Genomic DNA, 26,719 nt, shown 5'->3' with positions numbered 1-26,719 from the left:
CAACGTGCCAAGCACGATCATTTGAGATCCGCACACTTTCCACGCCGAAGCAGTACTCGTGAGGGCCTTCCATGACCGTGCCAACTAATCAACGTTCCACCCATGAGCTGACCGTGCAGAACATTTGCCTGCAATCGGTACTGTGCTCCTTAGAAAGGAGGTGATCCAGCCGCACCTTCCGGTACGGCTACCTTGTTACGACTTCGTCCCAATCGCCAGTCCCACCTTCGACAGCTCCCTCCCTTACGGGTTGGGCCACCGGCTTCGGGTGTTACCGACTTTCGTGACGTGACGGGCGGTGTGTACAAGGCCCGGGAACGTATTCACCGCAGCAATGCTGATCTGCGATTACTAGCGACTCCGACTTCATGGGGTCGAGTTGCAGACCCCAATCCGAACTGAGACCGGCTTTTTGAGATTCGCTCCACCTCACGGTATCGCAGCTCATTGTACCGGCCATTGTAGCACGTGTGCAGCCCAAGACATAAGGGGCATGATGACTTGACGTCGTCCCCACCTTCCTCCGAGTTGACCCCGGCGGTCTCCTGTGAGTCCCCATCACCCCGAAGGGCATGCTGGCAACACAGGACAAGGGTTGCGCTCGTTGCGGGACTTAACCCAACATCTCACGACACGAGCTGACGACAGCCATGCACCACCTGTATACCGACCACAAGGGGGGCACTATCTCTAATGCTTTCCGGTATATGTCAAGCCTTGGTAAGGTTCTTCGCGTTGCGTCGAATTAAGCCACATGCTCCGCCGCTTGTGCGGGCCCCCGTCAATTCCTTTGAGTTTTAGCCTTGCGGCCGTACTCCCCAGGCGGGGAACTTAATGCGTTAGCTGCGGCACCGACGACGTGGAATGTCGCCAACACCTAGTTCCCAACGTTTACGGCGTGGACTACCAGGGTATCTAATCCTGTTCGCTCCCCACGCTTTCGCTCCTCAGCGTCAGTAATGGCCCAGAGATCCGCCTTCGCCACCGGTGTTCCTCCTGATATCTGCGCATTTCACCGCTACACCAGGAATTCCGATCTCCCCTACCACACTCTAGCTAGCCCGTATCGAATGCAGACCCGAGGTTAAGCCTCGGGCTTTCACATCCGACGTGACAAGCCGCCTACGAGCTCTTTACGCCCAATAATTCCGGACAACGCTTGCGCCCTACGTATTACCGCGGCTGCTGGCACGTAGTTAGCCGGCGCTTCTTCTGCAGGTACCGTCACTTTCGCTTCTTCCCTGCTGAAAGAGGTTTACAACCCGAAGGCCGTCATCCCTCACGCGGCGTCGCTGCATCAGGCTTTCGCCCATTGTGCAATATTCCCCACTGCTGCCTCCCGTAGGAGTCTGGGCCGTGTCTCAGTCCCAGTGTGGCCGGTCGCCCTCTCAGGCCGGCTACCCGTCGTCGCCTTGGTGGGCCATTACCCCACCAACAAGCTGATAGGCCGCGGGCTCATCCTTCACCGCCGGAGCTTTCAACCCCCGCCCATGCAGGCAGGAGTATTATCCGGTATTAGACCCCGTTTCCAGGGCTTGTCCCAGAGTGAAGGGCAGATTGCCCACGTGTTACTCACCCGTTCGCCACTAATCCACCCCGAAGGGCTTCATCGTTCGACTTGCATGTGTTAAGCACGCCGCCAGCGTTCGTCCTGAGCCAGGATCAAACTCTCCATGAATGTTTACCCGTAATCGGGTGAAACACACACTTAGAGCGGGCCAGCCAAGGTCGGAATAAGACCGGCTGACCACAACGTCCTCGCTGTGTTCATTGCCTGCAAGCACTCCACGAGGGAGCCCCACAGGACTTTTTCAAAGGAACCTCATCCACCGGAGTGGACGGGGTATCAACTTCTGGCGTTGATTTTTGGCACGCTGTTGAGTTCTCAAGGAACGGACGCTTCCTTCGTACTCACCCTCAGTAGCAATTACTGGGGTTTTCCTCCGGGCGCTTCCTTTGTTCTTCGTTTTGTTCTTGCGTTTCCGACTCTAGCAGAGCCAGTCCCGCTTGTTTTCCACCTTCGAGGTCTCCGCTTTCGCGTTTCCCTTTCCGGCGAGACCGACTCTATCAGTGCTTTTCGGTCCCTCTGACCACTCGCCGTTCTGCCGCAAGGCACACGAAGAGAAGCCGAGTTCAAGATCAGTACTTCAGAGGGGGTTCCCCGTCCATCGGCGGTTCGCGAGATGTTCACGCGGCACGTCCTGGCGGGACTCACGACAGTACAGGGCAGGGAGTGCCCAGGCAAATCGATTCAGGCTATGGTCTAGTCCACTACGTTGGTGTCGCGGCAGCACGTCCAGCACCCCTCTCCGGTGGGGAGCATTTCGTGCAGAACCGGGACATCTCATGACTTACCCTTCTCAAAGTAGGCCGTCCTGACAGATTGTGACGGCGACTCGAAGAAGCCCCACCCCCCTGGGAGGCCCTCCATGACCAGCGTGACTTCCCCACTTGCCGGGCGTGCCATCGGACTCGCGGCTGTGCCCGATCCGGTGTTCTCCGGCGCGATGGTGGGACCGGGCACCGCTATCGATCCCGTGCGTGAGGCCTCGGAGGCGGTGGCGCCCGTAGACGGTGTGGTCGTCTCCCTGCACCCGCACGCGTACGTGGTCGTCGACGGCGAGGGGCACGGCGTGCTCACTCACCTCGGGATCGACACAGTCCAGCTCAACGGCGAGGGCTTCGAGCTGCTCGTCAACAAGGGCGACACCGTCACTCGCGGCCAGGCCGTCATCCGCTGGGACCCGGCAGCGGTCGAAGCCGCCGGCAAGTCGCCCATCTGTCCCGTCGTCGCGCTCGAGGCCTCCGCGGAGTCCCTCGCCGGTGTCGTCGAGTCCGGGGACGTGAAGGCCGACGACGTCCTCTTCAGCTGGCAGTGACGTACCGCCCCCGGTCGGGGGCGCGTCGGACATCCACCGCGGCTGGCTGGGCCCGCCGCTCAATCGGAGACGGGTGAAATGGAGACAACGCTGCGAGGCGTCGGCGTGAGCCACGGTGTGGCGATCGGCGAGGTGCGGCACATGGGTACGGCGGTCCTCGAACCGCCGGCCAAGCAGATCACCGCGGACGAGGCGGAGCGCGAACAGGGGCGCGCCCGTAAGGCCGTGGAGGCCGTGTCGGCCGACCTCATGGCGCGGGGGCAGCTGGCCGGTGGCGAGGCCCAGCACGTGCTGGAGGCCCAGGCGATGATCGCCACGGACCCCGAGCTGATGGCGGACGTGGACCGGCGGATCGCCGTCGGGAGCACCGCGGAGCGCGGGATCTACGACGCGTTCGCCTCCTACCGTGACCTGCTCGCGGGCGCCGGGGAGTACATGGCCGGCCGGGTGGCCGACCTGGACGACGTGCGCAACCGCATCGTGGCCCGCCTGCTGGGCGTACCGATGCCGGGTGTGCCGGACAGCGACGAGCCGTACGTACTGATCGCGCGGGACCTGGCGCCCGCCGACACCGCGCTGCTCGACCCTGCGCTCGTGCTCGGTTTCGTCACAGAGGAGGGCGGGCCGACCAGCCACAGCGCGATCCTCGCGCGTGCCCTGGGCGTGCCGGCGATCGTCGCCCTGCCGGGGGCCTGTGAGATCGCCGAGGGGACCCTGATCGCCGTCGACGGCAGCACGGGCGACCTGTTCGTTGACCCGTCCGCCCGGAAGCGGGGCGAGCTGGAGGCCGCCGCGGCCGAGCGGAAGGCGGCGCTGGCCGCTTCGTCCGGGCCGGGTGCCACCTCCGACGGGCACAAGGTGCCGTTGCTGGCCAACGTCGGCGGTCCGGCGGACGTGCCGGCGGCCGTCGAGGCGGGTGCGGAGGGCGTGGGCCTGTTCCGTACCGAGTTCCTGTTCCTGGACGACAGCAAGAGGGCGCCGTCCGAGGAGAAGCAGGTCGAGTCGTACCGCAAGGTGCTGGAGGCCTTCCCCGAGGGCCGGGTCGTCGTACGGGTGCTGGACGCGGGCGCCGACAAGCCGCTGGACTTCCTGACGCCGGGCGACGAGCCGAATCCGGCTCTGGGCGTGCGGGGGCTGCGTACGCTGCTGGACCACCCGGAGGTGCTGCGTACGCAGCTGTCCGCGCTGGCCAAGGCGGCCGAGGGGCTGCCGGTCTACCTCGAAGTCATGGCTCCGATGGTCGCGGACCGGATCGACGCCAAGGCGTTCGCGGACGCCTGCCGGGAGGCCGGGTTGCAGGCGAAGTTCGGGGCGATGGTGGAGATCCCCTCCGCCGCGCTGCGTGCGCGCTCGATCCTGCAGGAGGTGGAGTTCCTGTCGCTGGGAACGAACGACCTCGCGCAGTACGCCTTCGCCGCGGACCGGCAGGTCGGGGCGGTGTCGCGGCTCCAGGATCCGTGGCAGCCGGCGCTGCTGGACCTGATCGCCATGTCGGCCGAGGCCGCCAAGGCGGAGGGCAAGAGCTGCGGCGTCTGCGGTGAGGCGGCTTCCGATCCCCTGCTGGCGTGCGTGCTGACGGGTTTGGGTGTCACCTCTCTTTCGATGGGTGCCGCTTCCATTCCTTATGTACGGGCGACGCTGGCCAAGCACACGCTGGCGCAGTGCGAGCGTGCCGCGGCCGCGGCACGTGCGGCCGACACCGCGGACGAGGCACGGGTGGCCGCGCAGGCGGTGCTGTCCGGCGAGTAGGCGGGCAGGCTCGCGGGAGCGGGCCGCAGAGGTCGTCCGGCCCGAGGGGCCTTCGCCGGTGGCGGGGGCCCCTCGGGCGTTTCCCGCCGCCCGTCAGTGGTGGGGGTCCGGGTCGTCCACCTCGTATCCCGGGCAGTACTCCACTCCTGGTTCGGGGGCGACGGGGTCGCCGGTGTCCGCGTCGGTGCAGTAGGCGTTGAAGACCGCCGCTGCCGAGAGGGCGACCAGGCGGCCGCGGTCCAGGCGCCAGCCGTGGACGCGGTCCGGGCAGTCCCCGGAGGTGCTGCGGAGCACCAGTCCCCCGGCGCCCCCCAGGGCGATGCCGGCGGCCAGTACGGTGACGAAGTCCATGCCCTCGCGGCTGTCGATCCGGGGCCGGGATCCGGCGTCGGGCACCTCCGCGTGCAGGACGGCGACGAGTTGTTGGGTGTCGGTGGGGACGCTGCAGACGAGGTGGTGGTGGCCGGGGCCGGCTCCCTCCACGAGGCGTTTGAGTGCGCCGGCGGCCCGTTCGAAGGAGGCCTGGCCGATGTCGTCGCCGCAGTCCGCGCAGGTGCCGACGCCTGCGAGCAGGGTGGTGGCGTACTCCCAGGTGGCTTGCCGGACGGCCTCGTCGAGCAGGAGGGGGACGAGTTCCCCGATGGGCTGGCCCCTGTAGGGGAGGCAGCCGCTCGCGCCGGCGAGTTCTGCGGTGAAGCGGATCCGGGCCTGCGCCGTGTCCGGGTCGAGGCCGTGTTCCGTGCAGTACTCGGCGTACTCCTCGGGGTCGAAGAGGGCGACGGTGGAGTGGATGCCCTGCGCCGCGAGGGAGCGGAGCAGGGCTTCGACGTGTCGGAGGTAGTCCGCGTAGTCGGCGTGTTCGGCGAAGGGGAAGCTGCGGTAGCGGCGCATGGCCGCGAAGTCCTCGGCGTCGGCCAGGAGGCCGAGGGTGCTGGGGACTTCGCGGCGGAGCCGGCGGCGCAGGGTACGTCGGTCCGTGCGCCGGTCGGTGCGGCGGCCGGTCGCCCCGGAGGGGGGCGGTGCGGCTCCGGCATCGGTGTTGGCGGTGGTGTTCGTGTGTGGCATGGTTCCCCCTGAATTCGCAACCTCTTGCTCACTCACGGTAACCATGGCCACTGACAGTCACCTCCGGCTGTGGGCCAGCTCCTCGTAGAAGGCCAGGAGTTCGGGGCGGTCGACCGACCCGACGTTGACCGCCTTGTCCAGAGGAGTGCCCTGGAGGAGGCGCTTGACGGGGACCTCGATGCGCTTGCCGGTGAGGGTGTGCGGGACTGCCGGGACCTCGATGATCTCGTCGGGCACGTGGCGCGGGGAGAGCTCCTCGCGGATCGTCGCCTTGATGCGCGCGCGGAGGTCGTCGTCGAGGGTGGCTCCGGGGGCCAGGTGCACGAACAGCGGCATCCAGTAGCCGCCGTTCGGTTCCTCCAGGCCGATGACCAGGGACTCCTTGATTTCGGGGAGGCGCTCGACGGCTTCGTAGATGTCGGCGGAGCCCATCCGGACGCCCTGCCGGTTGAGGGTGGAGTCCGATCGGCCGTGGATCACCACCGAGCCGCGGTCGGTAATCGTGATCCAGTCGCCGTGCCGCCACACCCCGGGGAACATCTCGAAGTAGCTCTCGCGGTAGCGGCTGCCGTCGGGGTCGTTCCAGAAGTGGATCGGCATGGAGGGCATGGGGTTGGTGACGACGAGTTCGCCGACCTCCCCGATGAGCGGTTTGCCGGACGGGTCCCAGGACTGGAGGTCGGTGCCCAGTGAAGGCGCCTGGAGTTCGCCGATGTGGACGGGCAGGGTGGCCACGGCGCCCGCGAAGCAGCTGCAGACGTCGGTGCCGCCGCTGACGGAGGTGATCCACAGGTCTTCGGCGACCTCGTCGTGCAGCCAGCGGAAGCCGTCGGGAGGCAGCGGCGAGCCGGTCGTGGCGACGCACTTGACGGCGGACAGGTCGTAGTCGCGCGAGGGGTGGACCTCGGCCTTGCGGCAGGCCATCACGTACGCGGCCGACGTGCCGTACAACGTCGCCCGCGTCAGTTCGGCGATGCGCCACTGGGCGCCCGTGTCGGGGAAACCGGGGCTGCCGTCGTAGAGGACGACCGTCGTTCCGGTGAGCAGGCCGGAGACGAGCAGGTTCCACATCATCCAGCCGGTGGAGGTGAACCAGAAGAACCGGTCCTGCGGGCCGAGGTCGCTGTGCAGACCCAGCTGCTTGAGGTGTTCGAGGAGGATGCCGCCCTGCGACTGGACGATGGCCTTGGGCAGGCCGGTGGTGCCGGAGGAGTAGAGGACCCAGAGCGGGTGGTCGAAGGGGACCTGTTCGAAGACCGGTTCCGCGTCGCCCGCGACCAGCTCCGGCCAGGCGAGCGCCCCCTCGGGGGCCGGGGTGCCGAGCAACGGGATGTGGACGACGGCGCGCAGCGAGGGGAGCTCGGCGCGCAGTTCGGCGACGGTCTCGCGGCGGTCGTGCTCCTTGCCGCCGTAGCGGTAGCCGTCGACGGTGAACAGCACGACGGGCTCGACCTGCTGGAAGCGGTCGAGGACGCTGCGGGCGCCGAAGTCCGGGGCGCAGGAGGTCCACACCCCGCCGACGGCGGCGGTCGCGAGGAGGGCCACCGCGGCTTCGGCGATGTTGGGGAGGTACCCGCTGACCCGGTCGCCGGGGCGCACGCCGAGCGCGCGCAGTTCGGCGGCGAGCGCCCCAACCTGGCGGCGGAGCTCCGCCCAGGTGACGGGGACCGGCTGGTGGGTCTCGTCGACGCAGATCAGGGCCGGCTCCCCGGCACGGGCCGGGTCTTCGGCGGCGCGCAGGGCGTGCTCGGCGTAATTGAGGGTGGCGCCGGTGAACCAGCGGGCGCCCGGCATGGAGCGGTCGGCGAGGACCGACTCGTAGGGGGTGGTGAAGCGGACGTCGAACCACTCGGCGACGGCCTGCCAGAAGGTGTCGAGTTCGTCGACGGACCAGCTGTGGAGGGCGGGGTAGCCGCCTTCGACGGGCGCGCCGTGGTGCTCGGCGGCCCAGGCCTGGAATGCGGTGATCCGGGCCGCCGCGATCCGTTCGGGGCCCGGGGTCCAGAGGGGTTCCGGCGGGGTGGCTGAGGTCATGGGTCGGCTCCCGGTCGACTGTGTGGCTCGCGCTTCGTGTGCGTACGTTGCCATCGCGCGATCGGTGCGCGCGCGGCGGCTCACAGGGACGATGCCATGTGATCGACATCCGCACCAGAGCGGCCCGGGGCGGCGGTGTGATCGTCCGCCGGGCGCCGTCGGCGGGTGAACGGCAGCTGAACGCAGCCCGCTCGGCCGGGGGGCGGTGGCAGGGTGACGCCATGGACGGTCGTGATCTGGTGCGCGGGGTGTGGGAGATCGGTACGGCGCGCGGACGGCGCGCCTGGCGCGCGGCGTGGCGGCGCCGGCGGGCGGACGCCGAGGGGCTGCCGCCCCGGGGAGCGGAGCGGGCGCGGGTGCCGGGACTGCTGACGGGTACGGAGCCGAGGCCGGGCGGGGGTGTGCTGCGCTTCGCGCGCTCGGAGCTCGTGGTGCGGGTGACGGCGGGCGGCGCGGTGTTCTGGGGCTGGGACGGGGCGGAGCCGACGCCCTCGTACGCGGTGGTGGGCAACGGCCCCGAACCGGATCCGCGTGCCGTGCTGGAACCGGACACCGGGGGCGGCTGGCGGGTGGTGTCGGAGCGGGTGACGGTGGCGGTGTCCCGGCACGGGGCGGTGGAGGTGCGCACGCCGGGCGGAACGGTGCTGCGCCGGGAGTCGCCGCCGCGCTGGTGGGAGCCGGTGGAGCCGGGCCGGGACGGCGCCCGGTGGCAGGTGCGCGGGGAGGTCCCGGCGGACGCGCGGTTCTTCGGGCTGGGCGGCCGGGCGGCGGGGCCGCGGCTGCGGGACGGCTCGTACCGGCTGTGGAACACCGACCCGAAAGGTGGTTTCGGGCCGGGTGACGACCCGCTGTACCTGACGATGCCGGTGCAGTGGGTGGTCGCGGACGCGGGGACGCACCTGATGTTCCACGACAACACCTGGGACGGGCGGGTGGTGCTGCGTGAGGGCGAGGAGGGGGCGGGTTCGGGGGCGGACCGGCCCGGGACGGCGGAGCTGCGCGCGCAGGGCGGTCCGCTGCGCTGCTGGGTGCTGGTGGGGACGCCGGCCCGGGTGCTCCAGGGCTGGTCCGCGCTGACGGGAGGGGCCGCTGTGCCGCCGCAGTGGGCGCTGGGCTACCAGCACGCGCGCTGGGGCTTCGGCAGCGAGGCGGAGGTGCGGCGGGTGGTGGCGGGGTACGCGTCGCGGGGGCTGCCCCTGGCGGCGCTGCACCTGGACATCGACCACTACGACGGGCACCGGGTGTTCACGGTGGACCGGCAGCAGTTCCCGGACCTGCCCGGCCTGGCACGGGAACTGGCGGCGGACGGGGTGCGGCTGGTGTCGATCGTCGACCCGGCCGTGATGGCCGGCGACCCCCTGCACACCGCCGGGCTGGCGGTCGGCGAGCGGGGGGCGTTCGTGCGGGACGCGCGGGGACAAGAGGTCCGGGGAGAGGTGTGGCCGGGCGAGTGCGCGTACCCGGACTTCACGGATCCGGCGGTGCGCGCGTGGTGGGGCGGTCTGTACGAGGAGCGCCTCGCGCAGGGCTTCGCCGGTTTCTGGCACGACATGAACGAGCCGGTGGCGTTCGCGGCGTTCGGCGACGCGACGCTGCCCCGCTCGGCGCGGCACGTGCTGGAGGGAGCGGGCGGGGACCACCGGGCCGCGCACAACGTGTACGCGCTGGGCATGGCGCGGGCCGGGTGGGAGGGGCTGGTGCGGCTGCGGCCGGACGAACGGCCGTTCCTGTTCTCCCGGTCGGGGTGGGCGGGGATGCAGCGGTACGGGGGCACGTGGTCCGGCGATGTGGAGAGCAGCTGGGACGGGATGCGGGCCTCCCTGGCGCTGGTGCTGGGGCTGGGTCTGTGCGGGGTGCCGTACTCGGGCCCGGACGTGGGGGGTTTTGGCGGGTCGCCGTCGCCGGAGCTGTTCCTGAGGTGGTTCCAGCTGGGGTCGTACCTGCCGTTGTTCCGTACGCACGCGGCGATATGGGCGGGCCGGCGGGAGCCGTGGGAGTTCGGGCCGCAGGTCGAGGAGGCGGCTCGGGCCGTGCTGGCGGAGCGGGAGCGGCTGCGGCCCTACTTCGTGACGCTGGCCCATCTGGCACGGCGGTCGGGGGCTCCGTACGTGCGGCCGCTGTGGTGGGGGGCGCCGGAGGACCGGCGGCTGCGGGACTGTGAGGACGCGTTCCTACTGGGGGACGCGCTGCTGGTGGCGCCGGTGCTGGAGTGCGGGGCGGACCGGCGGGCGGTGCGGCTGCCGAGGGGGCGGTGGTACGACACGGCGACGGGGGCGGCGCACGAGGGACCGGCGCAGGTGCTGCTGGACGCTCCGCTGGGGCGGACCCCGGTGCTGGCCAGGGCGGGGTCGGTGCTGCCGGTGCGCGGGGAGGACGGCGCGGTGACGCTGGAGGTGTGGGCCCCGGCGCGGGGGCGGACCGGCGGCGGGGTGGTGGTGCGGGATCCGGGGCCGGGTTTCGAGGCGGGCCGGGTGGAGCGGTACGCCGTCCGGTGGGCCGGGGAGACGGTGGTGGTGGAGGACGAGGCGGGCGAGCCGGTGGCCGGGGTGGTGGTGCGGGGGCTGTGAGAAGGGCCGCCCCGCCGCCGCGCTCCCGGGGTGGTGGTGCGGGGGCTTCGGGAGGGGCCCGAGGGGGCCTCGAGGCATACGGCGGGGCGGGCGGCTCAGGCGTACTGGCCGGCGAACCAGGCGCCGGCCGCCCGGGTGTGGAGGGGGAAGGCCAGTTCCGCCGGGGCCCGCAGGATGTGCCAGCCGTCCGTCTCGTCGGTCGGTACGGAGGGCGGGAGGGAGTCCGCCGGGCGGGTGGGGAGGAGGCCGAACAGGAGCAGGTGCCCGGCCCGGGAGCTGAGGGCATCGGCCAGGACGACTCCGGAGGCGGGCTCTTCGATGCCGGTCTCCTCCCGGAGTTCCCGTACGACCGCGTCCTGCCAGGCTTCGGCGAAGTCGACGAAGCCGCCGGGCAGGGCGATCTCGCCGCGGGCCGGTTCGATGGTGCGGGTGACGACCACCAGGCCGGTGCCCTGCTCGTCCTCGACGGGCAGGAGGGCCACCGCCACGGGGAGCGGGTTGCGGTAGGTGGTGGTTCCGCACGCGGTGCACGTACGGGGCCAGTCGGCCGTGTCGAACGGAGCTCCGCAGGTGGAGCAGTGCGAGTCCCTCAGGTGTCCCGGCATCCGGCGATGGTATGCCAAGGGGAATGAGGATGTCGGCCGTCGTGGCCTTGTTGGGGGCGCTGCTCGGCGGGTCGGCGGGGCCCGGTTTCGTGGCGCTGTCGGACGTCGATCCGACGATCGCGCAGGACGTGCGGTACGCGTCGGCGCACAACTTCACCGGCCGTCCGGTGGCCGGGTACGAGGAGCCGGTCTGTCTGCTCGCCCGCCCCGCCGCGGAGGCCTTGCGCCGGGCGCAGCGGCAGCTGTTGCGGCGCGGGTACGGGCTGCTGGTGTACGACTGCTACCGGCCGCAGCGGGCGGTGGACGCGTTCGTGCGGTGGGCGGGGGACGAGGGGGACCAGTCGACCAAGGCGGAGTTCTATCCGCGCGTGGACAAGGCCCGGCTGATCCGCGAGGGGTACATCGCGCCGAAGTCGGGGCACAGCCGGGGCAGCACGCTGGACGTGACGCTGGTGGCCCTGCCGGGCGGCAGGGTGCTCGACATGGGGACGGCGTTCGACTTCTTCGACCCGCTCTCCCACACGGATGATCCGCGGGTGGGTGTACGGGCACACACGAACCGGGAGCTGCTGGGGCGGGCGCTCGCCGCGCAGGGGTTCGTCAACCTGCCCGAGGAGTGGTGGCACTTCACGTACCGGCCCGAGGCCTTCCCGGACACGTACTTCGACTTTCCGGTCTCCTCCTCGTCCGTCGGCCGCTGAGCGGGCAGGCTGCGGGAACCGGTGACCGCGGCGAGCCGCTCGTGCCACACTCACATTCTGACGAGTCGTCAGGTGACGAGTGAGGGAGGGGCTTTGGAACGCAACCGCACGCCCGTCGTGAGCGGGTGGTTCACCGGTTCGCAGGAGGACGGGGACTTCCGGCTGCTCGGCACCCGGTGTTCCGCCTGCGCCGCCGTGTTCTTCCCGCGCGAGGACGCGTACTGCCGCAACCCGCGCTGCCCGGGCGGCGGCGAACTCGTCGAGGCGCCGCTGTCACCGCGCGGGCGGATCTGGTCCTACACCGACGGCCGCTACCGGCCGCCCGCGCCGTACGTGTCCGACCCGGACGCGCCCTGGGAGCCGTACACCCTGATCGCGGTGGAGCTGGAGGCCGAGGGGATGGTCGTCCTGGGTCAGGGCGCGCCCGGCGTGACGGTCGCCGATCTGGCGGTCGGGATGGAGGTCGAGGTGATCGGCGGCGTGCTGAACGAGGACGCGGGGACGGTGTGGACCACCTGGCGGTTCCGGCCCGTGACCCCGGCGGGGGCGGCCGCGTGAGCGCCGACATAGCCGTGCTCGGGGCCGGCATGCACCCGTGGGGCAAGTGGGGCCGCAGCTTCGTCGCGTACGGGCGGGCTGCCGCGAAGGCCGCGCTGGCCGACGCGGGACTGGAGTGGACGGACGTACGGTCCATCGTCGGCGCCGACACCGTGCGTTCGGGGTATCCCGGCTACGTGGCCGGCGCCACCTTCGCGCAGGCGCTCGGCTGGCAGGGCGCGAGGGTGACCAGCGTGTACGCGGCCTGCGCGTCCGGCGCCCAGGCCATCGGGGCGGCCCGGGCGCAGATCCTGGCGGGGCTGGCCGAGGTGGTGCTGGTCGTGGGGGCCGACGCGGCGCCCAAGGGGTTCTTCGCCCCGGCGGGCGGGGAGCGGCCGGACGATCCGGACTGGCTGCGGTTCCGGGTGCTGGGGGCCACCAACCCGGCGTACTTCGCGCTGTACGCGCGCCGCCGGATGGCGCTGTACGGGGAGACCCCGGAGGATTTCGCGGAGGTGAAGGTGAAGAACGCGGCGGCGGGGGCGCTCAACCCGTACGCCCGCTACCGCAAGACGGTCACCGCCCAGGAGGTGGCGGCCTCGGCGGTCGTGGCCGATCCGCTGCGGCTGCTGGACATCTGCGCGACCTCGGACGGGGGCGCGGCCCTCGTGCTGACCAGCATGGACTTCGCACGCTCGCGCGGGGTCGCGGACCCGGTGCGGATCCGCGCCGTGTCGACGGTGACCCCCACCTACCCCCGTACGCTGCTGGACCTGCCGGACATCGCCACCGACGCGGTGACCGCCTCCGCCTCCGCCCCGGCCGGGGGCTCGTTCCGGGCCTCGATCGCGCGGGCCGCGTACGAGGAGTCGGGGCTGGGGCCGGACGACCTGTCCCTCGCGGAGGTGTACGACCTGTCCACGGCGCTGGAGCTCCAGTGGTACGAGGACATCGGGCTGTGCGGCGAGGGTGAGGGGGCCAAGCTCGTGCGGGAGGGGGCGACCGCGCTCGGCGGACGGGTCCCGGTGAACACCAGCGGCGGACTGGCCTCGTTCGGGGAAGCGGTCCCGGCGCAGGCGATCGCCCAGGTGTGCGAGCTGACGTGGCAGCTGCGGGGCACCGCCGGGGACCGGCAGGTCGCCGGGGCGCGGGCCGGGATCACCGCCAACCAGGGCCTGTTCGGGCACGGTTCGGCGGTCGTCGTGGTGCGGTAGGCCCCTGGGACGCCCGTCGACCGCACTCTTGACCGGCGGGTGCTGTCCGAATGCTTGACGGCCCACGGTGGCGGGTTCACACTCGCTCCACGGTCCCGCGCACGACCGGGATCCCCGAACCCCCCATGAGAGCTGCGGCCCGTACCCCAGTCGGCGGGGGTACGGGCCGCCTCCGCGTGCGGGGCCGCCCGCTCAGGCCCCGGCCGACAGGCTGTGGCGGCGGGCCCTGGCCTGCGACATGGCGTGTTCCACCACGCCGACCAGTACGTCCTTGACCGACTCGCGGTCACGCGCGTCGGTCAGCAGCACCGGTACGTCGGGGTCGAGGTCGAGGGCCTCCCGTACGGTCACCACCGGGTGCCGGTCGGCGCCGTCGAAGCAGTTGACCGCGACCACGAAGGGGATGCCGCGCCGCTCGAAGTAGTCCACGGCGGCGAAGCAGTCCGCGAGGCGGCGGGTGTCGGCGAGGACCACGGCGCCCAGCGCCCCCTGGGCCAGCTCGTCCCACAGGAACCAGAAGCGGTCCTGTCCGGGCGTGCCGAAGAGGTAGAGCACGAGGTCTTCGCGGAGGGTGATGCGGCCGAAGTCCATCGCCACGGTCGTGGTGCTCTTGCCCTCCACTCCCCCGGTGTCGTCGATGCCGATGCCCGGCTCGGACAGACGTTCCTCCGTCCGGAGCGGTCTGATCTCACTCACCGCACTGACCAGGGTGGTCTTGCCCACCCCGAAACCGCCCGCGACCAGGATCTTGAGGGTCAGCGGCTCGACCGGCGACACGGCATGCATGGCGCCGGTGCGGCTAGAGCGCCCGAAGGCCATCGATCACCTCACGCAGAATGGATTCGTCGGGCAGTTCGGCCGGTGGTACCGGCCGGGTCACGTGGACCAGTTCGTCGTCGACGAGGTCGCCGATCAGGACACGGACGACCCCGACCGCGAGGTCGAGGTCGGCCGCGAGTTCCGCGACGGACTGGGGGCGTTCCCGGCACCTTCCCAGGATGTGGGCGTGTTCCGGGGACAGGGTCAGGTCCCAGACCGGATCGTCGGCCGCCGGTTCGGCGACGACGAGCGCGATCAGGTCGAGGCGGTGCTGGCCCGCGTGGCTGGTGCGGCCGCGGGTCATGGCGTACGGGCGCACGACGGGGCCCGCCTCGTCGTCGAACCAGTGCGGGTGCGCGGGGTCCTCCGCGCCGCCCGGGGTCTGCTCGGGGTGGTACCGGCCTGAATCGCTCATGCCGTCCGTCTCACCCTCCGGCTGGCAGCCCGGAGCGCGGGGCGGTCGCCAGGTGGTCGCCGACGCGCTTGACCATGAGGGTCATCTCGTACGCGACCTGGCCCACATCGGATTCGGCGTCGGCCAGCACGGCCAGGCAGCTTCCGTCGCCGGCCGCCATCACGAAGAGGAAGGCCTCGTCCAGCTCGACCACGGTCTGGCGGACGCTGCCGGAGTCGAAGTGCCGGCCGACGCCCTTGGCCAGGCTGTGGAAGCCGGAGGCGACGGCCGCCAGGTGCTCGCTGTCCTCCCGGGTCAGGTCCTTGGAGCTGCCGGTGGGCAGTCCGTCGCCGGAGAGGACGACCGCCTTGCGGATGCTGCCGACCTTGTCGACGAGCTCGTCGAGGAGCCAGTTGAGCGGGCCGGAGCCGCGGCCCCTGGTGTCGTTGCCGGTCTGCGGTGCGGTCATCGACCGTCCCCTTCGTTCTCGGATCCGGGAGTCGGGGTGGCGGGGGTGCCGGCCTCGGCTTCGGACTGCTGCGGTGCGTGCTGGTTGCGGCCCGCCGTCCAGCCGCGCTGGAGGGCGGACATGCGCGTACGTACGTCCTCCGCGTCGCGGTCGGTGACCGCCTTCGCGGTGGTGTCGGCCGGTGCGGGGGCCGGGGTGTTCTTGAGCTGGGGTGCCAGGTTGGCCTGGCGGACCCTGCGGGGCAGGCCGGCGGGGCCCGGATCGGGCGTGCCGGGGTTCTCGGCGCGGGCCGCCTCCTCGGTCTGCCCGGCCCGGCCGGCCACCGGCACGGGGCGGGGCTCGACGCGGCGGCCGTGGTCGGCGACCAGCGTCGGGGTCGGGCGCCGGCGGGGCAGCGGGATGGCTCCCGGGGCGCGGGGGCCTTCGGGGTCCGGGCGGGAACGCTCCATGCGGACCGGGCCGGACGGGGCGACGGACTCGCCGGCCGGGCCCGTGCCGCGCTCGCGGTGGCGTTCGCCGAGCCGGTCGCCCTTCCAGGGGCCGGAGCGCTCCGGGTGCCGGCCGGTGCCCGGCCTGCCCGAGGGGCGCAGGCCGAGGACGGCGCCCGGGATGCCGCCGGGCGGTGTCTCGTCGTCGAGGGTGGCCATCGGGGGGCGGCCGCCGGCTCCGGTGAGGCCGGCGAGACCTGGGGCGGCCTCGTCCAGGGCCGCGGGGTCGTCGTCCAGGCCGTCGGCGCCGTCCAGGCCGAGGACGCCGAGCGGGCCCTCCAGCTCTACGGGGCCGCCCAGCACCCCGGCGGGCAGCGGCCGGCCGGCCGGGGCGGCGCCGACCGTGGCGGAGCCGCCCCTGCCCGTCGGCACGGGCCTTGCGGCCTTGCCGGTCTTGCCGGTCTTGGCGTTCTTGAGGCCTTCGAGGCGGATCCCGGTGCCGTTGGTGTCGGGTGCGTCCGTGAGCAGTTCCGCCGGGAGGAAGACCACCGCGGTGGTGCCCCCGTACGGGCTGGGCTGGAGGACCACCTTGACGCTGTGGCGGCGGGCGAGGCGGCTGACGACGAACAGGCCGAGCCGGTCGGTGTCGGAGAGCTCGAAGTCGGGGGTCTCGGCGAGCCGGAGGTTCGCGTCGAGCAGCGCCTCGGGGGTCATGCCCAGGCCCCGGTCGTGGATCTCCAGGGTGAAGCCGTTGGCCACGCGCTCGCCGTGGACCTGGACCGCGGTGTGCGGCGGGGAGAACACGGTGGCGTTCTCCAGCAGTTCGGCGACGAGGTGGGTGACGTCGGCGACGGCGGGGCCCTCGATGCCGATGCGCGGGAGCCTGCGGACCTCGATGCGCTCGTAGTCCTCGACCTCGGCGACGGCCGCCCGTACGACGTCCATCAGCTGGACCGGCTTGCGCCATTGGCGCGAGGGCGCGGCGCCGGAGAGGATCACCAGGCCCTCGGCGTGCCGGCGCATGCGGGTGGTCATGTGGTCGAGGCGGAACAGGTCGGCCAGTTCCTCGGTGTCCTCGGTGCGCCGCTCCATGGTGTCGAGCAGGGTCAGCTGGCGGTGCAGCAGCACCTGGTTGCGGCGCGCCAGGTTGACGAAGACCTCGGAGACGCCCCGGCGCAGTTCGGCCTGCTTGACGGCGGCTTCGACGGCGGCGCGCTGGAGGCTGTTGAGGGCGAGGGCGACCTGGCCGACCTCGTCCTTCTCGAATTCCAGCCGGGGCGCCTCGGTCTCCACGTCGATGTTCTCGCCGGCGGCGAGGCGGCGCATCACGCTGGGCAGCCGGACGCCGGACGCCTCGTGGGCGTCCTTGCGGAGCCGGGACAGGTCGCGGATGAGGTCGCGGCCGATGCGCACGGACATCACGAGGGAGACGATCAGGGCGATGAAGCCGAGGATGCCCGCGACGGCTGCCTGGACCAGCACGTTCATGGCGACGGGCTTGACGCGCTCCTGGTAGCGGTCTCCGGCGGCGGTGTTCATGTCGGCGAGGTCGCCGAGCACCTTGCCGGCGGCTTCGTCCCACTGGGCGGCGGTGAGGGTGCGCGGGGGCTTGGCGGCGCCCGCGGAGATGAATCGTTCCTCTGCGTCGCGCAGCGCCTTGGTCTCGGGACCGGCCCAGTACTGCTCGAAGACGTCGCGGTCGGCGGCGGGGAGGATCGCGAGGTTGAACTCGTAGAGCAGCGCGCGGTTGGCGGTGTAGTCGGAGACGTGCCGGATGTCGGCGGCGCCGATGTTGCGGGCGGCGAGGGCGGAGGCGATGACGGCGTCCTCGCGGGAGAGCGTCTCCCGGGCGCGGGTGACGCCGACGAGGGCCCGGCCCTCCTTGTCCATCTCCACGTCCTCCAGGGCGTGGAGGTTCATGAGGAACTCGTAGCAGGGGTCGACCAGCCGGCTGTAGAGGTCGAGGGCCTGGTCGGGGGCGAGGCTGTTCTGGTCGACGGAGTGGCGCAGGGCCGCGATGCCGTGGAACGCGTCGAGGATGGAGCGCAGCCGCTGTGCGTTGGCGGGGCTGAGCTGGTCGACGACCTTGGGGTTGGAGGCGTCGGCGGTGATGTCCTGGACGGCCGTGTCGGTGGCGGTACGGCTCCTGGCGAGTTCGGCGATGGCGGACGATGCGCGGGGGTCGCCGATGACGACGAGGGTCTGCCGGCGTTCCTTCTGCAGGACGCGGACGACGTCCTCGATGGGGTAGCCCACCTTGGCGATGACGGGCGCGACGCCGAGGAGCTGCACGGCCTGGCGGCCGGTGATGACGGTCGCGAAGGCCCAGAGGGCGGTGAGGGAGACGAGCGGCACAAGGAGCAACGCCACGATCTTCCGGCGGACGGACTTCCCGCGAAAGCGCATGGCCTCCCCAGCCTCCCCCAGGTCAACCCCGTTGCCGGGGCTCGGTGTTCCGTCTTTTAAACGGCGTGAGCCTACTACTGCCGGGGAGAAGCTTCGAAGGCGTGTCCGGACGTTTTCGGCCTGCTGCCCTTGTGAAGATCATGAGTTGTCCGTTAGGTCCTGGCAAGTCCGGCCCGTTATGTGGCACATGGCACCTCGTGGGGTGTCGGTTCCCGCAATCGGAGGGATGGCTGGAATTCTTCCTCCGGGCCTCTCGGGGCGCGTGAACCCGTTCCGGGATCCGGGAATCTCCCGTCGTCTCCGATCGTCTGACGGGGAAGACGGTCGAAACCGCACAAGGGGGTATGAGGTGTGGGTAGGCAATGCGGACCGTGCGGTGGGGAGTGAGTGGACCATGAGCACGAGGGACGACGCGGTGACGGGCGACGCGGTGACGGGCGACGCGGTGGCGGACGGATCGGGGTACGGGGACCACGGCGGGGCCGGGGCGACGGCCACGAGGCGGTCGCTGTGGGTGGAGGAGCCCGCACGCAGGTACCGCATGCCCGATCCGGTGAGGGCTTCGGCGGTGCGGGCGGTGCTGATAGTGGCCCTGACCCTGATGCAGGCGACGGTGAGCTTCTTCCTGACCCTGACCGGCTCGTGGCTCGCCCTGCCGATGGGGCTCGGTGCGATAGCCGGGACGGTGGTGGCCACCTGGGCCGTGCTGGACGTGCTGATCACCCGGCAGATGTGGAACCAGCGTCACGGGGTCCTGTCCCGGCCGAGCAGCACGGCGCGCGATGGCGGCCGGGAGGAGCGCCGGACCGGCCGGGAGGCCCGCTCGGGGGCGCCCGGCCGGGTGCCCCGCATACGCCCGGCCGAGGGCGGCCGACTGGCTGCCCACGGCCGGGGCTGACGGTACGGGACTGACGGTACGGGGCGGCCCTGCCCGGCCGGGCGCCCGCCGGGCGTCAGGCGCCCGCGGTCGAGCGGCGGTACATGCGGGTCGCCGTGATCTCGCCGTGGATGGTCTCGCCGTCCGGGGACTGCTGCGGCAGACCGGGGCGCAGGTGCTCCTCGACGCTGATGTACTTGAGGCCCGCCCGCAGGTCCGCATCGTTGCGCAGCCGGATGACCAGCGGGAACTCCGCGAGGGCCGTGGTGTCGAACAGGCCGGTGGTGTACAGCAGCTGCACGCCGAGCGCGTCGGACACGGCCCGCTGGAGTTCCAGCAGGTACGTGGCGTTCGCGCGGCCGATGGGGTTGTCCAGGAACAGGGTGCCCGCGTGGCGGTGCTTGTCCCGGCCGCGGTCGTTGCTGCGCAGCGCCGCCATGGTGCAGTAGAGGGCGATCGCGGCGGTGAGCAGCTGGCCGCCGGAGAAGACGTCGCCCATCTGTCCGACCGGCACCCGCTCGGCGCGCAGTACCGCGTCGGGCTTGAGGATCTCCACGGAGATCCCCTTGGGTTCCAGGGCCGCCTGGACCCCGCGCAGCAGCAGGGACATGCCGTCGCGCCGGCCTTCACCGAAGGAGGCGGTGCTGTTCTTCTTGACGGCCGCGCGGGTGGCCTCGTCGATGACCTCCCCGAGCCGCTCGGTGAGGGTCGCCTGGTCGGGCTCCTCGAAGCGGATCCGCAGGAACTCCTGGCCCGACCACTCCCCCAGGCCCTCGGGGAGCTGGGAGAGCCGCTGGGCGGAGCGCAGGGTGGCCAGGGCGGATTCGACCAGGCCGCGCAGCCGGTCGACGATGCTGTCGCGGTTGCGCTCCAGCTGCGCGAGTTCGTCGGTGAGCACCCGCAGCCGGGGGGCGAAGGCCGAGGCCCAGGCCGCGGCGTGCTCCGGCAGCGCGGAGGCGGGCAGTTCGCGGATCTGCTGGCGTGCGGGGGTGCGCACCTGCTCGTAGCGGTTGGCGTTGGCGTGGCGGACCAGGACGTCGCTCGCCTCACGGACGGCCGACTCGGCGGCCGACAGGTCGGCGGCGCAGCCGCGCAGGGAACGGCGGGCCTCGGCGGCGGACTGGCGGGCCTCCTCCAGAGTGCCCCGGTGGGGCGCCGGCTCCTGCTCGTCCTCCTGCTGCGTGTGGTCGCGCAGAAGGTCCCGCAGGAGGGCGGCGGTCTCGTCGAAGCCGCCCGCCCCGTCCTCCGCGGTGCGGTGGGAGCGCAGCAGGTCGCCGTGGGCGGCGCGGGCGCTCTCGACGGCGGCGGTGTGGGCGGCGAGCTGGGCGGTGGCGGTGCGCAGCAGGCCCTGGGCCTGCTCGACGTCCCCGGGGACGAGTTCCTCGGGCAGGTCGGTGTGCGCCTCGCCGTCGGCGGGGGCGTGCCGTTCGGCCTCGCCGCGCAGCCGGCCGAGCTGCTCGCTCGCTGCCGACGCCCGGGATTCCAGCATCTGTACGAGGGCCTCGGCGCGCGCCGCCGCGGCCTGCCGGGAGGGGCCGTCGGCGCCGTCGGTGCCTTCGAGGAGCTGGGCGGCCCGGGTGCGCACCTTGTTCGTGAGCCGGTCGAGTTCGGCGAGGGCGGCGCTCTCGTCGCTTTCGGCGCGGGCCTGTTCGGCGCGCAGGTCGGCGCCGACGCCGACCTTCTCGTAGAGCCGGGAGGCGGCCCGGTAGGCCTCGCGCAGGTCGGGGAGGGGCGCCTTGGGCGTGCCGTCGTCCTCGGGGAGGGGGTCGGGGGCGCCGGCGATGTCGGCGCGCTCGGCGCGCAGTGCGCGGGCGGTGCGGCGGGCGTCGTCCGCGGCGCGCTGCGCGGCGCGGCGGTCCTCGTCGGCGGCGCGGGCGCGGTCCAGGCACGCTTCGGCGCGCGCCTCGGACTCGGCCGCCTCGTCGGCGAGTTCCCGCAGCCGGGCCTGCCAGCCGGAGCGCTCGCGCAAGCGGTAGGCGAGGCCGGAGAGGGCGTCGGCGGCCCGGCGGGCGCGCTGGGCGGCGTCCTGGCGCTCGTCGCGGACCCGGGCGGCGTCGGCGGCGGCTTCGTCGGCCTCGGCGCGTACGGTACGGGCCTCTGCGAGTTCGGCGTCGCATTCCTCGGCGAACGACCGTGCGGCGGCGGCGTGTTCGGCGAGCTCGGTGAGACGGCCGGGCGGGCAGCCGGTGCGCCAGGAGGCGAGCCGGGCGGCGAGCTCCCGGTCGCCGGAGAGGCGGGCGGCCAGGTCGCGGATCTCGGCGTCCCGGGCGGTGGCGCGGGTGCGCAGCGCCTGGCGTTCCTCGTCGGCGGCGTGTTCGTCGTGCATGGCCGGGTTCGGGAAAACGATGAAGATGCCGGAGCCGGCCGGATCCGCGTCGGCGGGCGGAACCGGGGCCAGCAGCGCGGCGGCCGTGCCGACGGCCACCGTGGAGCGGGGCAGCAGGGCGGCGCCGGAGAGGACCTCCCGGGCACGGGAGTGGGTGTCGGGGTCGGTGATGACGACGCCGTCGACCAGTTCGGGGCGGGCGGCGAGGACGGCGGCGTGGTCGGCGGGGTCCACGGACTGGGCGAGGTAGCGCCAGCCGGGGAGGGCCGGGATGCCGTGTTCGCCGAGGTACTCCACGGTGGCGAGCACGTCGGGGCCGGGCGGGAGCAGCCCGCCGTCGCCGAGGGCGCCGAGGATGCGGGCGTCCTCGGCGGCTGCGGTGCGCAGCTCGAACAGCTGGCGTTCGGCGGAGCCGACGGTATCGGCCAGCATCCGCAGCAGTTCGTCGGAGCCCCGGTCGAGGTCGGCGACGGTCAGGCCGGGGGCGGCCGAGGCCTGGGCGGTGGGTGCGGAGCCGGGGGCACCGGCGTCCGCGGCCTGGGAGGAAACCGGCTGCGCGCCCGCGCGGGGACGCGGGAGGAAGGTGTCGGGGGCCGAGGGCAGGCCCAGCAGCTCCGCCAGGCGGGGGGTGGCGGCCAGGGAGGCGGCCGCGCGCTCCTCCGCGGCGTGGGCGGCTTCGGCGGCGTCCGCGGCGTCGGCGGCACGGGCGGCGGTGAGCTCGGCGCGGGCTTCGGTGGCGGCGGCCTCGCGGGCGGCGTCGGCGGCGGCGCGTGCGGCCTCGCGGGACTCGTCCCAGGCGGCCACGGCGCTCTTCTCGGCGTCGCTCGCGGCGAGGGCGGCGCGCGCCGGGTCGGCGTCTGGCGCCGAGTCGTCGAGCCAGCCGGCCCGTACCGCTTCGGCGGTCTCCTGCTGGACCTCCGAGAGGCGGGCGCGGAGGTGTTCGGCCTCGCTGCGGGCGCGCTGGGCGGCCGTGGCGGCGGCGGTGGCGTCGCGGTGGGCGGCCTCGCCAGCGGCCTGGAGGACGGCGGAACGCTCCTCCTCCTCGTTGGCCCGCGCCTCACCCTGCTCGGCGGCGGTGTGCAGGGCGCGTACGAGTTCGGTGGCTGCCCTGGCTCGGGCGGCCAGGGCGGGGGCGGCGTCGCGCTCGGCCTCCAGGATGGCGGCGGCGACCCTGGCGGAGCGGTCGGCGGCGGCGCGGTGGCGCAGTACGGTCTCGGCGGCCTGCCAGGCGGAGTGCAGGGTGCGGGCTTCGAGGAGTTCGCGGCGCTGGGCGGCGGCGGCCTTGTCGGCGACGGTCAGGGCCAGCGAGGCGTGCCGGTAGGCGAGTTCGGCGGAGATGGCGGCGCTGCGCTCGCGCGCGGACTCGGCGGCGGTGACGGCGTGGGCGGCCGCGGTGACCCGCTCGGCGAGTTCGGCGGCGCGGCCGCGTTCCTCGGTGGCGCGGGCGGACAGGCGCCGGGCGAGGGTGCGGGTACGGCGTTCGGCGCCCGCGTGGACGTCGCGCAGCCGGGAGCGGGTCTCGGCGGCCTCGACGATCTTGGTGAGGAGTTCGACCGACCCGGCGGTGAAGTCCCGTTCGGCCATCAGCTCGGAGCGGCGGCCGAGCTTGTTGCCGAAGCCGTGGACGAGGTCGGCGAGGCCGTCGGTGTCCCGGGTGTCGGTGACGGCGCGCAGCAGGAGGTCGGTGAAGTCGGAGTCCTTCTTGACCGCGAAGAGACCGGCGGCCTCACCCTCGTCGGCGTTCATCTCGCGCTGGTAGCGGAAGAGTTCGGGGTCGAGGCCGAGATCGGTGAGGTGTTCGTTCCAGCGGTCGTGGATCTCCTCCCAGTACACCTCCAGGTGCGGGTACGCCTTGCCGGCCTCGGTGAGGGAGTCGCGGAAGCCCTTCATGGTGCGACGGCGGCCCTGGGCGCCGGAGGCGCCTTCGACGGGCGGGCGCACGGTGGTGGCCTCGGCGACGGGCAGGTTGTCGAGGCTCAGGCCCGGGCCGGGGCGGAAGGAGTACCAGGCCTCGGCGAACTTGCGCGGGTCGTTGGAGACCTGCCGGCCACGCCATTCGCTGACCTTGCCGACGACGACGCATTCGCCGGTCTGGGTGTGCTGCCACTCCAGGGCGACGTGGCCGCAGTCGTCGGCGAGCAGGAACTTGCGCAGCACGCCGGAGCTGGCCCCGCCGAGGGTGTTGCGGTGGCCGGGCAGCATCACCGAGAAGATCAGCTTCAGCAGGACGGACTTGCCGCCGCCGTTCTCCAGGAAGAGCACGCCTGCGGGTGCGGGCCGGCGGGGCGGGCCCGTCGGCTCGTCCTCGAAGAACTCCGCCTGGGCGGGCGCCGGGTGGGGCACCGGCTCGCCGACTCCGCGCAGGTCGAGCACGGTGTCGGCGTAGCGTGCGCCGGCGGGCCCGATGGAGTAGAGGCGGATCCGGGACAGCTCGTACATGGCGGCGGGTTCTCGCGGTCTCTCGTGGTGCGTACGGGGATCAGGGCGCGGGGCTCAGGCGTGGAAGGGCAGGCCGGCGTCGGCGGCGAGCTCCAGGTCGTCGCCCTCGGGCGGCGGCAGGAGGGTGGCGCAGCCGTCGCTGACGGGGACCACGCCGAGCTCCAGGAGTTCGGCCATGGCGGCGCTGCCCGCCATGTCGCGGACCTGGAGCTGGTAGCGGGGGGTGGTGCGGTAGGTGCCGCCGGACTCGTCGCCGGTGCGCTGGAGGAAGCCGGATTCGGTGAGGAAGGCGGCGGCCTTGCCGACGATGCCGGTGGTGGAACCGGCCAGGCGGCGCGCGTCCTTGGTGGCGCCGGTCGCGCTGCGGCGGGCGTACACGCGCCAGGCGGCCTCCAGGCCGGGGGCGTCGGAGGCGGGGTCGGTGTTCTCGCCGAGTTCCTCGGCGCGCTCCTCCAGGCGGCGGCAGGTCTGCCGGACGAAGGAGTCGACGCCGTTGACGGTGATCCGGCCGATGTAGCCGTCGTCGGCGAGGTCCTCGGGGCGGGGGAAGGCCAGGGCGGCGACGGCGAGGTGGGCGAGGCCGTGCAGGAAGCGGTCGCCGCCGTCGGCGGCGGTGCGGCGGGCGTAGTCGCCCATCCGGACGGCGAAGACGGAGTCCTCGTCGGCGGCCACCGCCATGCCGGCGCGCGCGGAGACCTCCAGCACGACGAGGCCGAGGCCGGTGGCGACGGCGTCGGCGAGACGGCCGAAGGCGGGCTCGTCGCGGTAGCGGCGCAGCAGTTCGGCGTACTCGGCGTCGCGGGCGGGGAGCAGCTTGGGCTGGAGCCCGAAGGCGACGAGCCGGGCCGCGTCGGCGGCGTCGGCGGGGGTCACGGCCGCGGCGCCGGGCGCCGGCGCCGGGCCCGGGGCGGCGTCGGGCTCGCCCCACGCGGGGGCTTCGGCGTGGTGGTCGCTCACGGGTGGTGCCTTTCGTGTGGTGCGGTGGTTTCGGCGGCGGGCGCCGGGATGGCCGGCGGCCGACCCCGCCCCGGCCGTCGTGGCTCCCGGCGGAACCCGGCCCGGCGGCCGGGCCCGGCGGGCGGCCGGCGTTGCGGGTCGGGGGGGCCGGCGGCCCCCGAGGCGGACACCGGGCGGGGGCTCGCGGCCGTGGAAGAGACCGGCCCGAAAGCAGCGCGGCCGCCGACCGGGCAAGCAGCGGCGGAACGCTCCGGGAGCGGCGCGGCGGTCGTCTCGGAAGGCACATGGGCAACCCGGCCGACCATCGCAGCGGCGCGCGGCCGGGGGCCCGTGACCGCCGGCGACCCCGTGCCCGGCCCGGTGGGTGGCCCGCCCCCGCGCGCTCGGCGGTGCGAGCCGCACCGCCCGCGCGGGTGCGCGGGCCGGACCCCCGCGGCGGACGCGGCGGTCTCGACCGGAGCGGGAGCGGGAGCGGCAACGGCATGGGGCGACGCGGTGAGCGGACCACACCGCCCACACACGGGCACCGGCCGGGGCCACGCGGCGGTCTCGGCCGTCGTCCACGCGCCGGCCGCGGACAGGGCGGTCAAAGCGGTGGATTCGGCGGTAGCGGGAGCGGCGGCGACGGCCGACGGCACGGTGAGGAGACCGCCCCGCCCGCACACGGGCCCCGGCCGGGCCCACGCGGCGGACGCGGCGGTCACGATGCCTCCGTGCGGGCGGCCGTCATGGCGGCGGCGTCGAGGAGGGCCGTGCCGACGATCAGGTCGGCGCCGCCGAACTCCGGGTCGTCCAGCTCGGTGCCGTCGTCCACCGCGAACAGCAGCCGCTCCTCGCCCTGCCGGTACGCCGTACCCACCGCCGGGCTCGCCGCGTGGACGGCCAGCAGGGCCACCAGGTACGGCAGTTCGGGGTCGCTGCGCCGGGCCTCGGCCAGCAGGCCGGACAGCCGGCGCGGGGCGTCGTGCGGGAGGTCCAGGAGCACCATGGCCGCGGCGAGCTGCTCCTCGCTGAACCGGCTGTCGTCCGGGGTGGCGATCAGGTCGGGCTCGGGCATCTCCACGCCCAGGTGCTCGCGCTCCACGGGCGGCGTCAGCAGGATCTCCACCAGGTCGGCGACCCGCACCGAGACGGGGGTGCGCAGACCGGTTCCCCGGGCGAAGAACGCGTCGGTGACCTTGGTGGCCCGTTCCAGCGGCAACGGCAGCACGGGGGCGATCAGCTGCCCGTACAGGTCGATTCCCGAGCGCGGCGCCGGGGCGGCGAAGGCTTGCCGGTCCTGCTCGGCGCGGAAGAGCGGGCCGGCGTCCAGCAGCCGCGACTGGAGCTGGGTGTGCCGGCGGATGCAGTCCTTGACGATGTCGACCAGCTCTGCGGCGCGCCGCTTGTTGTCGGGGTCCTCGGCTTCGTCGCGGGCCTTGCGGATGTTGGTGAGGATGGCGTTCTCGTGCCGGTAGCGGTCGGCGACGTGCTCCAGGGCCTCGGCGATCATGTCCGGGACGGCTTCGAGCCAGTCCACGGCCCGTACGTTGCGCCGCGTCGCGTCCAGCGTCCGGCGCAGGGTCTCCGCGTACTGGACCGTGCGGTACCTGGCTTGTTCGGCGGCGAGTTGGGCATCGGCGAGCCGGCCGCGGCTGATCAGCACCTCCAGCTTGACCTCGGCGGCGATCTGCGCGCTGGTCACGTCGGTGTCCAGGGCGCCGACGAGCACGTTCACGGCTTCGTCGGTGGTGCGCAGGTACACCGCCCCGCCGTAGCCGGGGACTTCCTCGATCAGCTTGAAGTCGTAGTCCCTGCGGACGTAGACACCGTCGGGGCCGAAGGTGCCGTAGATCGCGCGGAAGCCCCGGTCCACGCTGCCGACGTTGATCAGGTTCTCCAGGACCCAGCGCGCCACCCGCTCGTGCTCGGCGGTGGGCCGGGCGGGGGCCTGGGCGGCGACGCGCGGCAGCAGCCGGGCCACTATCTGCTCGTGGTCGGCGCCGGTGTCGAAGTCCATGTTGAGGGTGACCAGGTCGATCGCGGCCAGCGCGACCTCCGCCATGGCGTAGACCCCGTACTCGCCGGCCAGATTGGCCTTGCGGACGTCGAGGTCGTGCAGCGGGGCGGTGCAGGCGAGGGCGCGCAGGCGCCGGGCCAGGCCCTCGTCGGCGGCCGGGCCCGGCGCCGGGGAGACGAGGGGCTTCGCCGGGGCAGGGAGAGTCACGACGGAAAGACTAGGCGCTGACACGGACAACATCCCAAACGGCACGG

Annotated in this window: 17 protein-coding genes and 1 rRNA gene; 7 read left to right on the top strand and 11 right to left on the bottom strand. The window is 73.0% G+C overall.

What is annotated here, in order from left to right:
* Positions 1–153 precede the first annotated feature (153 nt).
* Positions 154–1,678, bottom strand: a 16S ribosomal RNA gene (locus tag OG861_RS26340).
* A gap of 751 nt (positions 1,679–2,429) precedes the next feature.
* Here OG861_RS26340 and OG861_RS26335 point away from each other — a divergent pair.
* A complete protein-coding gene (locus OG861_RS26335) occupies positions 2,430–2,879 on the top strand; it encodes a PTS sugar transporter subunit IIA (RefSeq protein ID WP_329193433.1) in 450 nt (149 codons plus the stop codon).
* A gap of 78 nt (positions 2,880–2,957) precedes the next feature.
* Complete coding sequence (ptsP, locus tag OG861_RS26330; RefSeq protein ID WP_329193435.1) at positions 2,958–4,628, top strand: phosphoenolpyruvate--protein phosphotransferase; 1,671 nt, start codon at positions 2,958–2,960, stop codon at positions 4,626–4,628.
* 93 nt (positions 4,629–4,721) lie between these two features.
* Here the strand turns inward: ptsP and OG861_RS26325 are convergent, their stop codons facing one another.
* Together OG861_RS26325 and OG861_RS26320 are read right to left on the bottom strand one after the other, a co-directional pair.
* On the bottom strand, positions 4,722–5,693 hold the full coding sequence (locus OG861_RS26325; protein WP_329193437.1) for a hypothetical protein: 972 nt from the start codon (positions 5,691–5,693) through the stop codon (positions 4,722–4,724).
* A 57-nt stretch (positions 5,694–5,750) separates the two neighbouring features.
* Entirely contained in the window at positions 5,751–7,727 is a 1,977-nt protein-coding gene (locus OG861_RS26320; protein WP_329193439.1) for an acetoacetate--CoA ligase, read from the bottom strand.
* 221 nt (positions 7,728–7,948) lie between these two features.
* Between OG861_RS26320 and OG861_RS26315 the strand changes: the two genes are divergently transcribed.
* Entirely contained in the window at positions 7,949–10,294 is a 2,346-nt protein-coding gene (locus OG861_RS26315; protein WP_329202024.1) for a glycoside hydrolase family 31 protein, read from the top strand.
* 95 nt (positions 10,295–10,389) lie between these two features.
* Here OG861_RS26315 and OG861_RS26310 read toward each other — a convergent pair whose 3' ends face one another.
* A complete protein-coding gene (locus OG861_RS26310) occupies positions 10,390–10,899 on the bottom strand; it encodes an NUDIX domain-containing protein (protein ID WP_329193441.1) in 510 nt (169 codons plus the stop codon).
* A 29-nt stretch (positions 10,900–10,928) separates the two neighbouring features.
* On the opposite strand from OG861_RS26310, the gene OG861_RS26305 reads away from it, so the two are divergent.
* The 3 genes from OG861_RS26305 (at position 10,929) to OG861_RS26295 (ending at position 13,351) form a co-directional block, all read left to right on the top strand.
* Positions 10,929–11,600 (top strand): M15 family metallopeptidase, encoded by a 672-nt coding sequence (locus tag OG861_RS26305; RefSeq protein ID WP_329193443.1) that lies wholly within the window; start codon positions 10,929–10,931, stop codon positions 11,598–11,600.
* Between the two features lie 93 nt (positions 11,601–11,693).
* Positions 11,694–12,158, top strand: a complete 465-nt coding sequence (locus OG861_RS26300) for a Zn-ribbon domain-containing OB-fold protein (RefSeq protein ID WP_329193445.1) — start codon at positions 11,694–11,696, stop codon at positions 12,156–12,158.
* Positions 12,155–13,351: a lipid-transfer protein gene (locus OG861_RS26295; RefSeq protein ID WP_329193447.1), complete on the top strand. Its 1,197-nt coding sequence runs from the start codon at positions 12,155–12,157 to the stop codon at positions 13,349–13,351. Before OG861_RS26300 ends, OG861_RS26295 begins: the two co-directional genes overlap by 4 nt.
* 192 nt (positions 13,352–13,543) lie before the next feature.
* Here the strand turns inward: OG861_RS26295 and OG861_RS26290 are convergent, their stop codons facing one another.
* From OG861_RS26290 to OG861_RS26275, 4 genes are read right to left on the bottom strand one after another with little or no spacing between them, the layout of a single operon-like run.
* A complete protein-coding gene (locus OG861_RS26290; protein ID WP_329193449.1) occupies positions 13,544–14,170 on the bottom strand; it encodes a GTP-binding protein in 627 nt (208 codons plus the stop codon).
* Positions 14,151–14,585 carry a DUF742 domain-containing protein gene (locus OG861_RS26285; protein WP_329193451.1) on the bottom strand — a complete coding sequence of 145 codons (435 nt, stop codon included), beginning with the start codon at positions 14,583–14,585 and terminating at the stop codon, positions 14,151–14,153. The genes OG861_RS26290 and OG861_RS26285 overlap by 20 nt, the downstream gene beginning before the upstream one ends.
* 10 nt (positions 14,586–14,595) lie before the next feature.
* Positions 14,596–15,033 carry a roadblock/LC7 domain-containing protein gene (locus tag OG861_RS26280; protein ID WP_329193453.1) on the bottom strand — a complete coding sequence of 146 codons (438 nt, stop codon included), beginning with the start codon at positions 15,031–15,033 and terminating at the stop codon, positions 14,596–14,598.
* A complete protein-coding gene (locus OG861_RS26275) occupies positions 15,030–17,867 on the bottom strand; it encodes a sensor histidine kinase (protein WP_330261873.1) in 2,838 nt (945 codons plus the stop codon). Before OG861_RS26275 ends, OG861_RS26280 begins: the two co-directional genes overlap by 4 nt.
* 394 nt (positions 17,868–18,261) lie before the next feature.
* Here OG861_RS26275 and OG861_RS26270 point away from each other — a divergent pair, with 394 nt between their 5' ends.
* A complete protein-coding gene (locus OG861_RS26270) occupies positions 18,262–18,765 on the top strand; it encodes a hypothetical protein (protein ID WP_329193455.1) in 504 nt (167 codons plus the stop codon).
* A 55-nt stretch (positions 18,766–18,820) separates the two neighbouring features.
* Here the strand turns inward: OG861_RS26270 and OG861_RS26265 are convergent, their stop codons facing one another.
* The 3 genes from OG861_RS26265 to OG861_RS26255 all read right to left on the bottom strand — a co-directional run bounded on the left by OG861_RS26265 (position 18,821) and on the right by OG861_RS26255 (position 26,705).
* The gene (locus tag OG861_RS26265) at positions 18,821–23,509 is read right to left on the bottom strand and encodes a hypothetical protein (RefSeq protein ID WP_329193458.1); all 4,689 of its coding nucleotides are present in this window, start codon (positions 23,507–23,509) and stop codon (positions 18,821–18,823) included.
* Positions 23,510–23,563: 54 nt separating this feature from the next.
* Positions 23,564–24,466 (bottom strand): hypothetical protein, encoded by a 903-nt coding sequence (locus OG861_RS26260; RefSeq protein WP_329193460.1) that lies wholly within the window; start codon positions 24,464–24,466, stop codon positions 23,564–23,566.
* Between the two features lie 700 nt (positions 24,467–25,166).
* Positions 25,167–26,705, bottom strand: a complete 1,539-nt coding sequence (locus OG861_RS26255) for a hypothetical protein (RefSeq protein ID WP_329193462.1) — start codon at positions 26,703–26,705, stop codon at positions 25,167–25,169.
* Positions 26,706–26,719: the final 14 nt, after the last annotated feature.

This window comes from Streptomyces sp. NBC_00539, assembly GCF_036346105.1.
Lineage (GTDB): Bacteria > Actinomycetota > Actinomycetes > Streptomycetales > Streptomycetaceae > Streptomyces.
Note: the sequence above shows the minus strand (reverse complement) of the source record. Positions and strands in the feature narration are given on the sequence as shown.

What these genes read in the sequence shown, in the direction of transcription:
- OG861_RS26335 (WP_329193433.1), top strand. Translation starts at nt 2,430, where the DNA reads ATGACCAGCGTGACTTCCCCACTTGCCGGGCGTGCCATCGGACTCGCG.
- ptsP (WP_329193435.1), top strand. Translation starts at nt 2,958, where the DNA reads ATGGAGACAACGCTGCGAGGCGTCGGCGTGAGCCACGGTGTGGCGATC.
- OG861_RS26325 (WP_329193437.1), bottom strand. Translation starts at nt 5,693, where the DNA reads ATGCCACACACGAACACCACCGCCAACACCGATGCCGGAGCCGCACCG.
- OG861_RS26320 (WP_329193439.1), bottom strand. Translation starts at nt 7,727, where the DNA reads ATGACCTCAGCCACCCCGCCGGAACCCCTCTGGACCCCGGGCCCCGAA.
- OG861_RS26315 (WP_329202024.1), top strand. Translation starts at nt 7,949, where the DNA reads ATGGACGGTCGTGATCTGGTGCGCGGGGTGTGGGAGATCGGTACGGCG.
- OG861_RS26310 (WP_329193441.1), bottom strand. Translation starts at nt 10,899, where the DNA reads ATGCCGGGACACCTGAGGGACTCGCACTGCTCCACCTGCGGAGCTCCG.
- OG861_RS26305 (WP_329193443.1), top strand. Translation starts at nt 10,929, where the DNA reads ATGTCGGCCGTCGTGGCCTTGTTGGGGGCGCTGCTCGGCGGGTCGGCG.
- OG861_RS26290 (WP_329193449.1), bottom strand. Translation starts at nt 14,170, where the DNA reads ATGGCCTTCGGGCGCTCTAGCCGCACCGGCGCCATGCATGCCGTGTCG.
- OG861_RS26285 (WP_329193451.1), bottom strand. Translation starts at nt 14,585, where the DNA reads ATGAGCGATTCAGGCCGGTACCACCCCGAGCAGACCCCGGGCGGCGCG.
- OG861_RS26280 (WP_329193453.1), bottom strand. Translation starts at nt 15,033, where the DNA reads ATGACCGCACCGCAGACCGGCAACGACACCAGGGGCCGCGGCTCCGGC.
- OG861_RS26275 (WP_330261873.1), bottom strand. Translation starts at nt 17,867, where the DNA reads ATGCGCTTTCGCGGGAAGTCCGTCCGCCGGAAGATCGTGGCGTTGCTC.
- OG861_RS26270 (WP_329193455.1), top strand. Translation starts at nt 18,262, where the DNA reads ATGAGCACGAGGGACGACGCGGTGACGGGCGACGCGGTGACGGGCGAC.
- OG861_RS26265 (WP_329193458.1), bottom strand. Translation starts at nt 23,509, where the DNA reads ATGTACGAGCTGTCCCGGATCCGCCTCTACTCCATCGGGCCCGCCGGC.
- OG861_RS26255 (WP_329193462.1), bottom strand. Translation starts at nt 26,705, where the DNA reads ATGTTGTCCGTGTCAGCGCCTAGTCTTTCCGTCGTGACTCTCCCTGCC.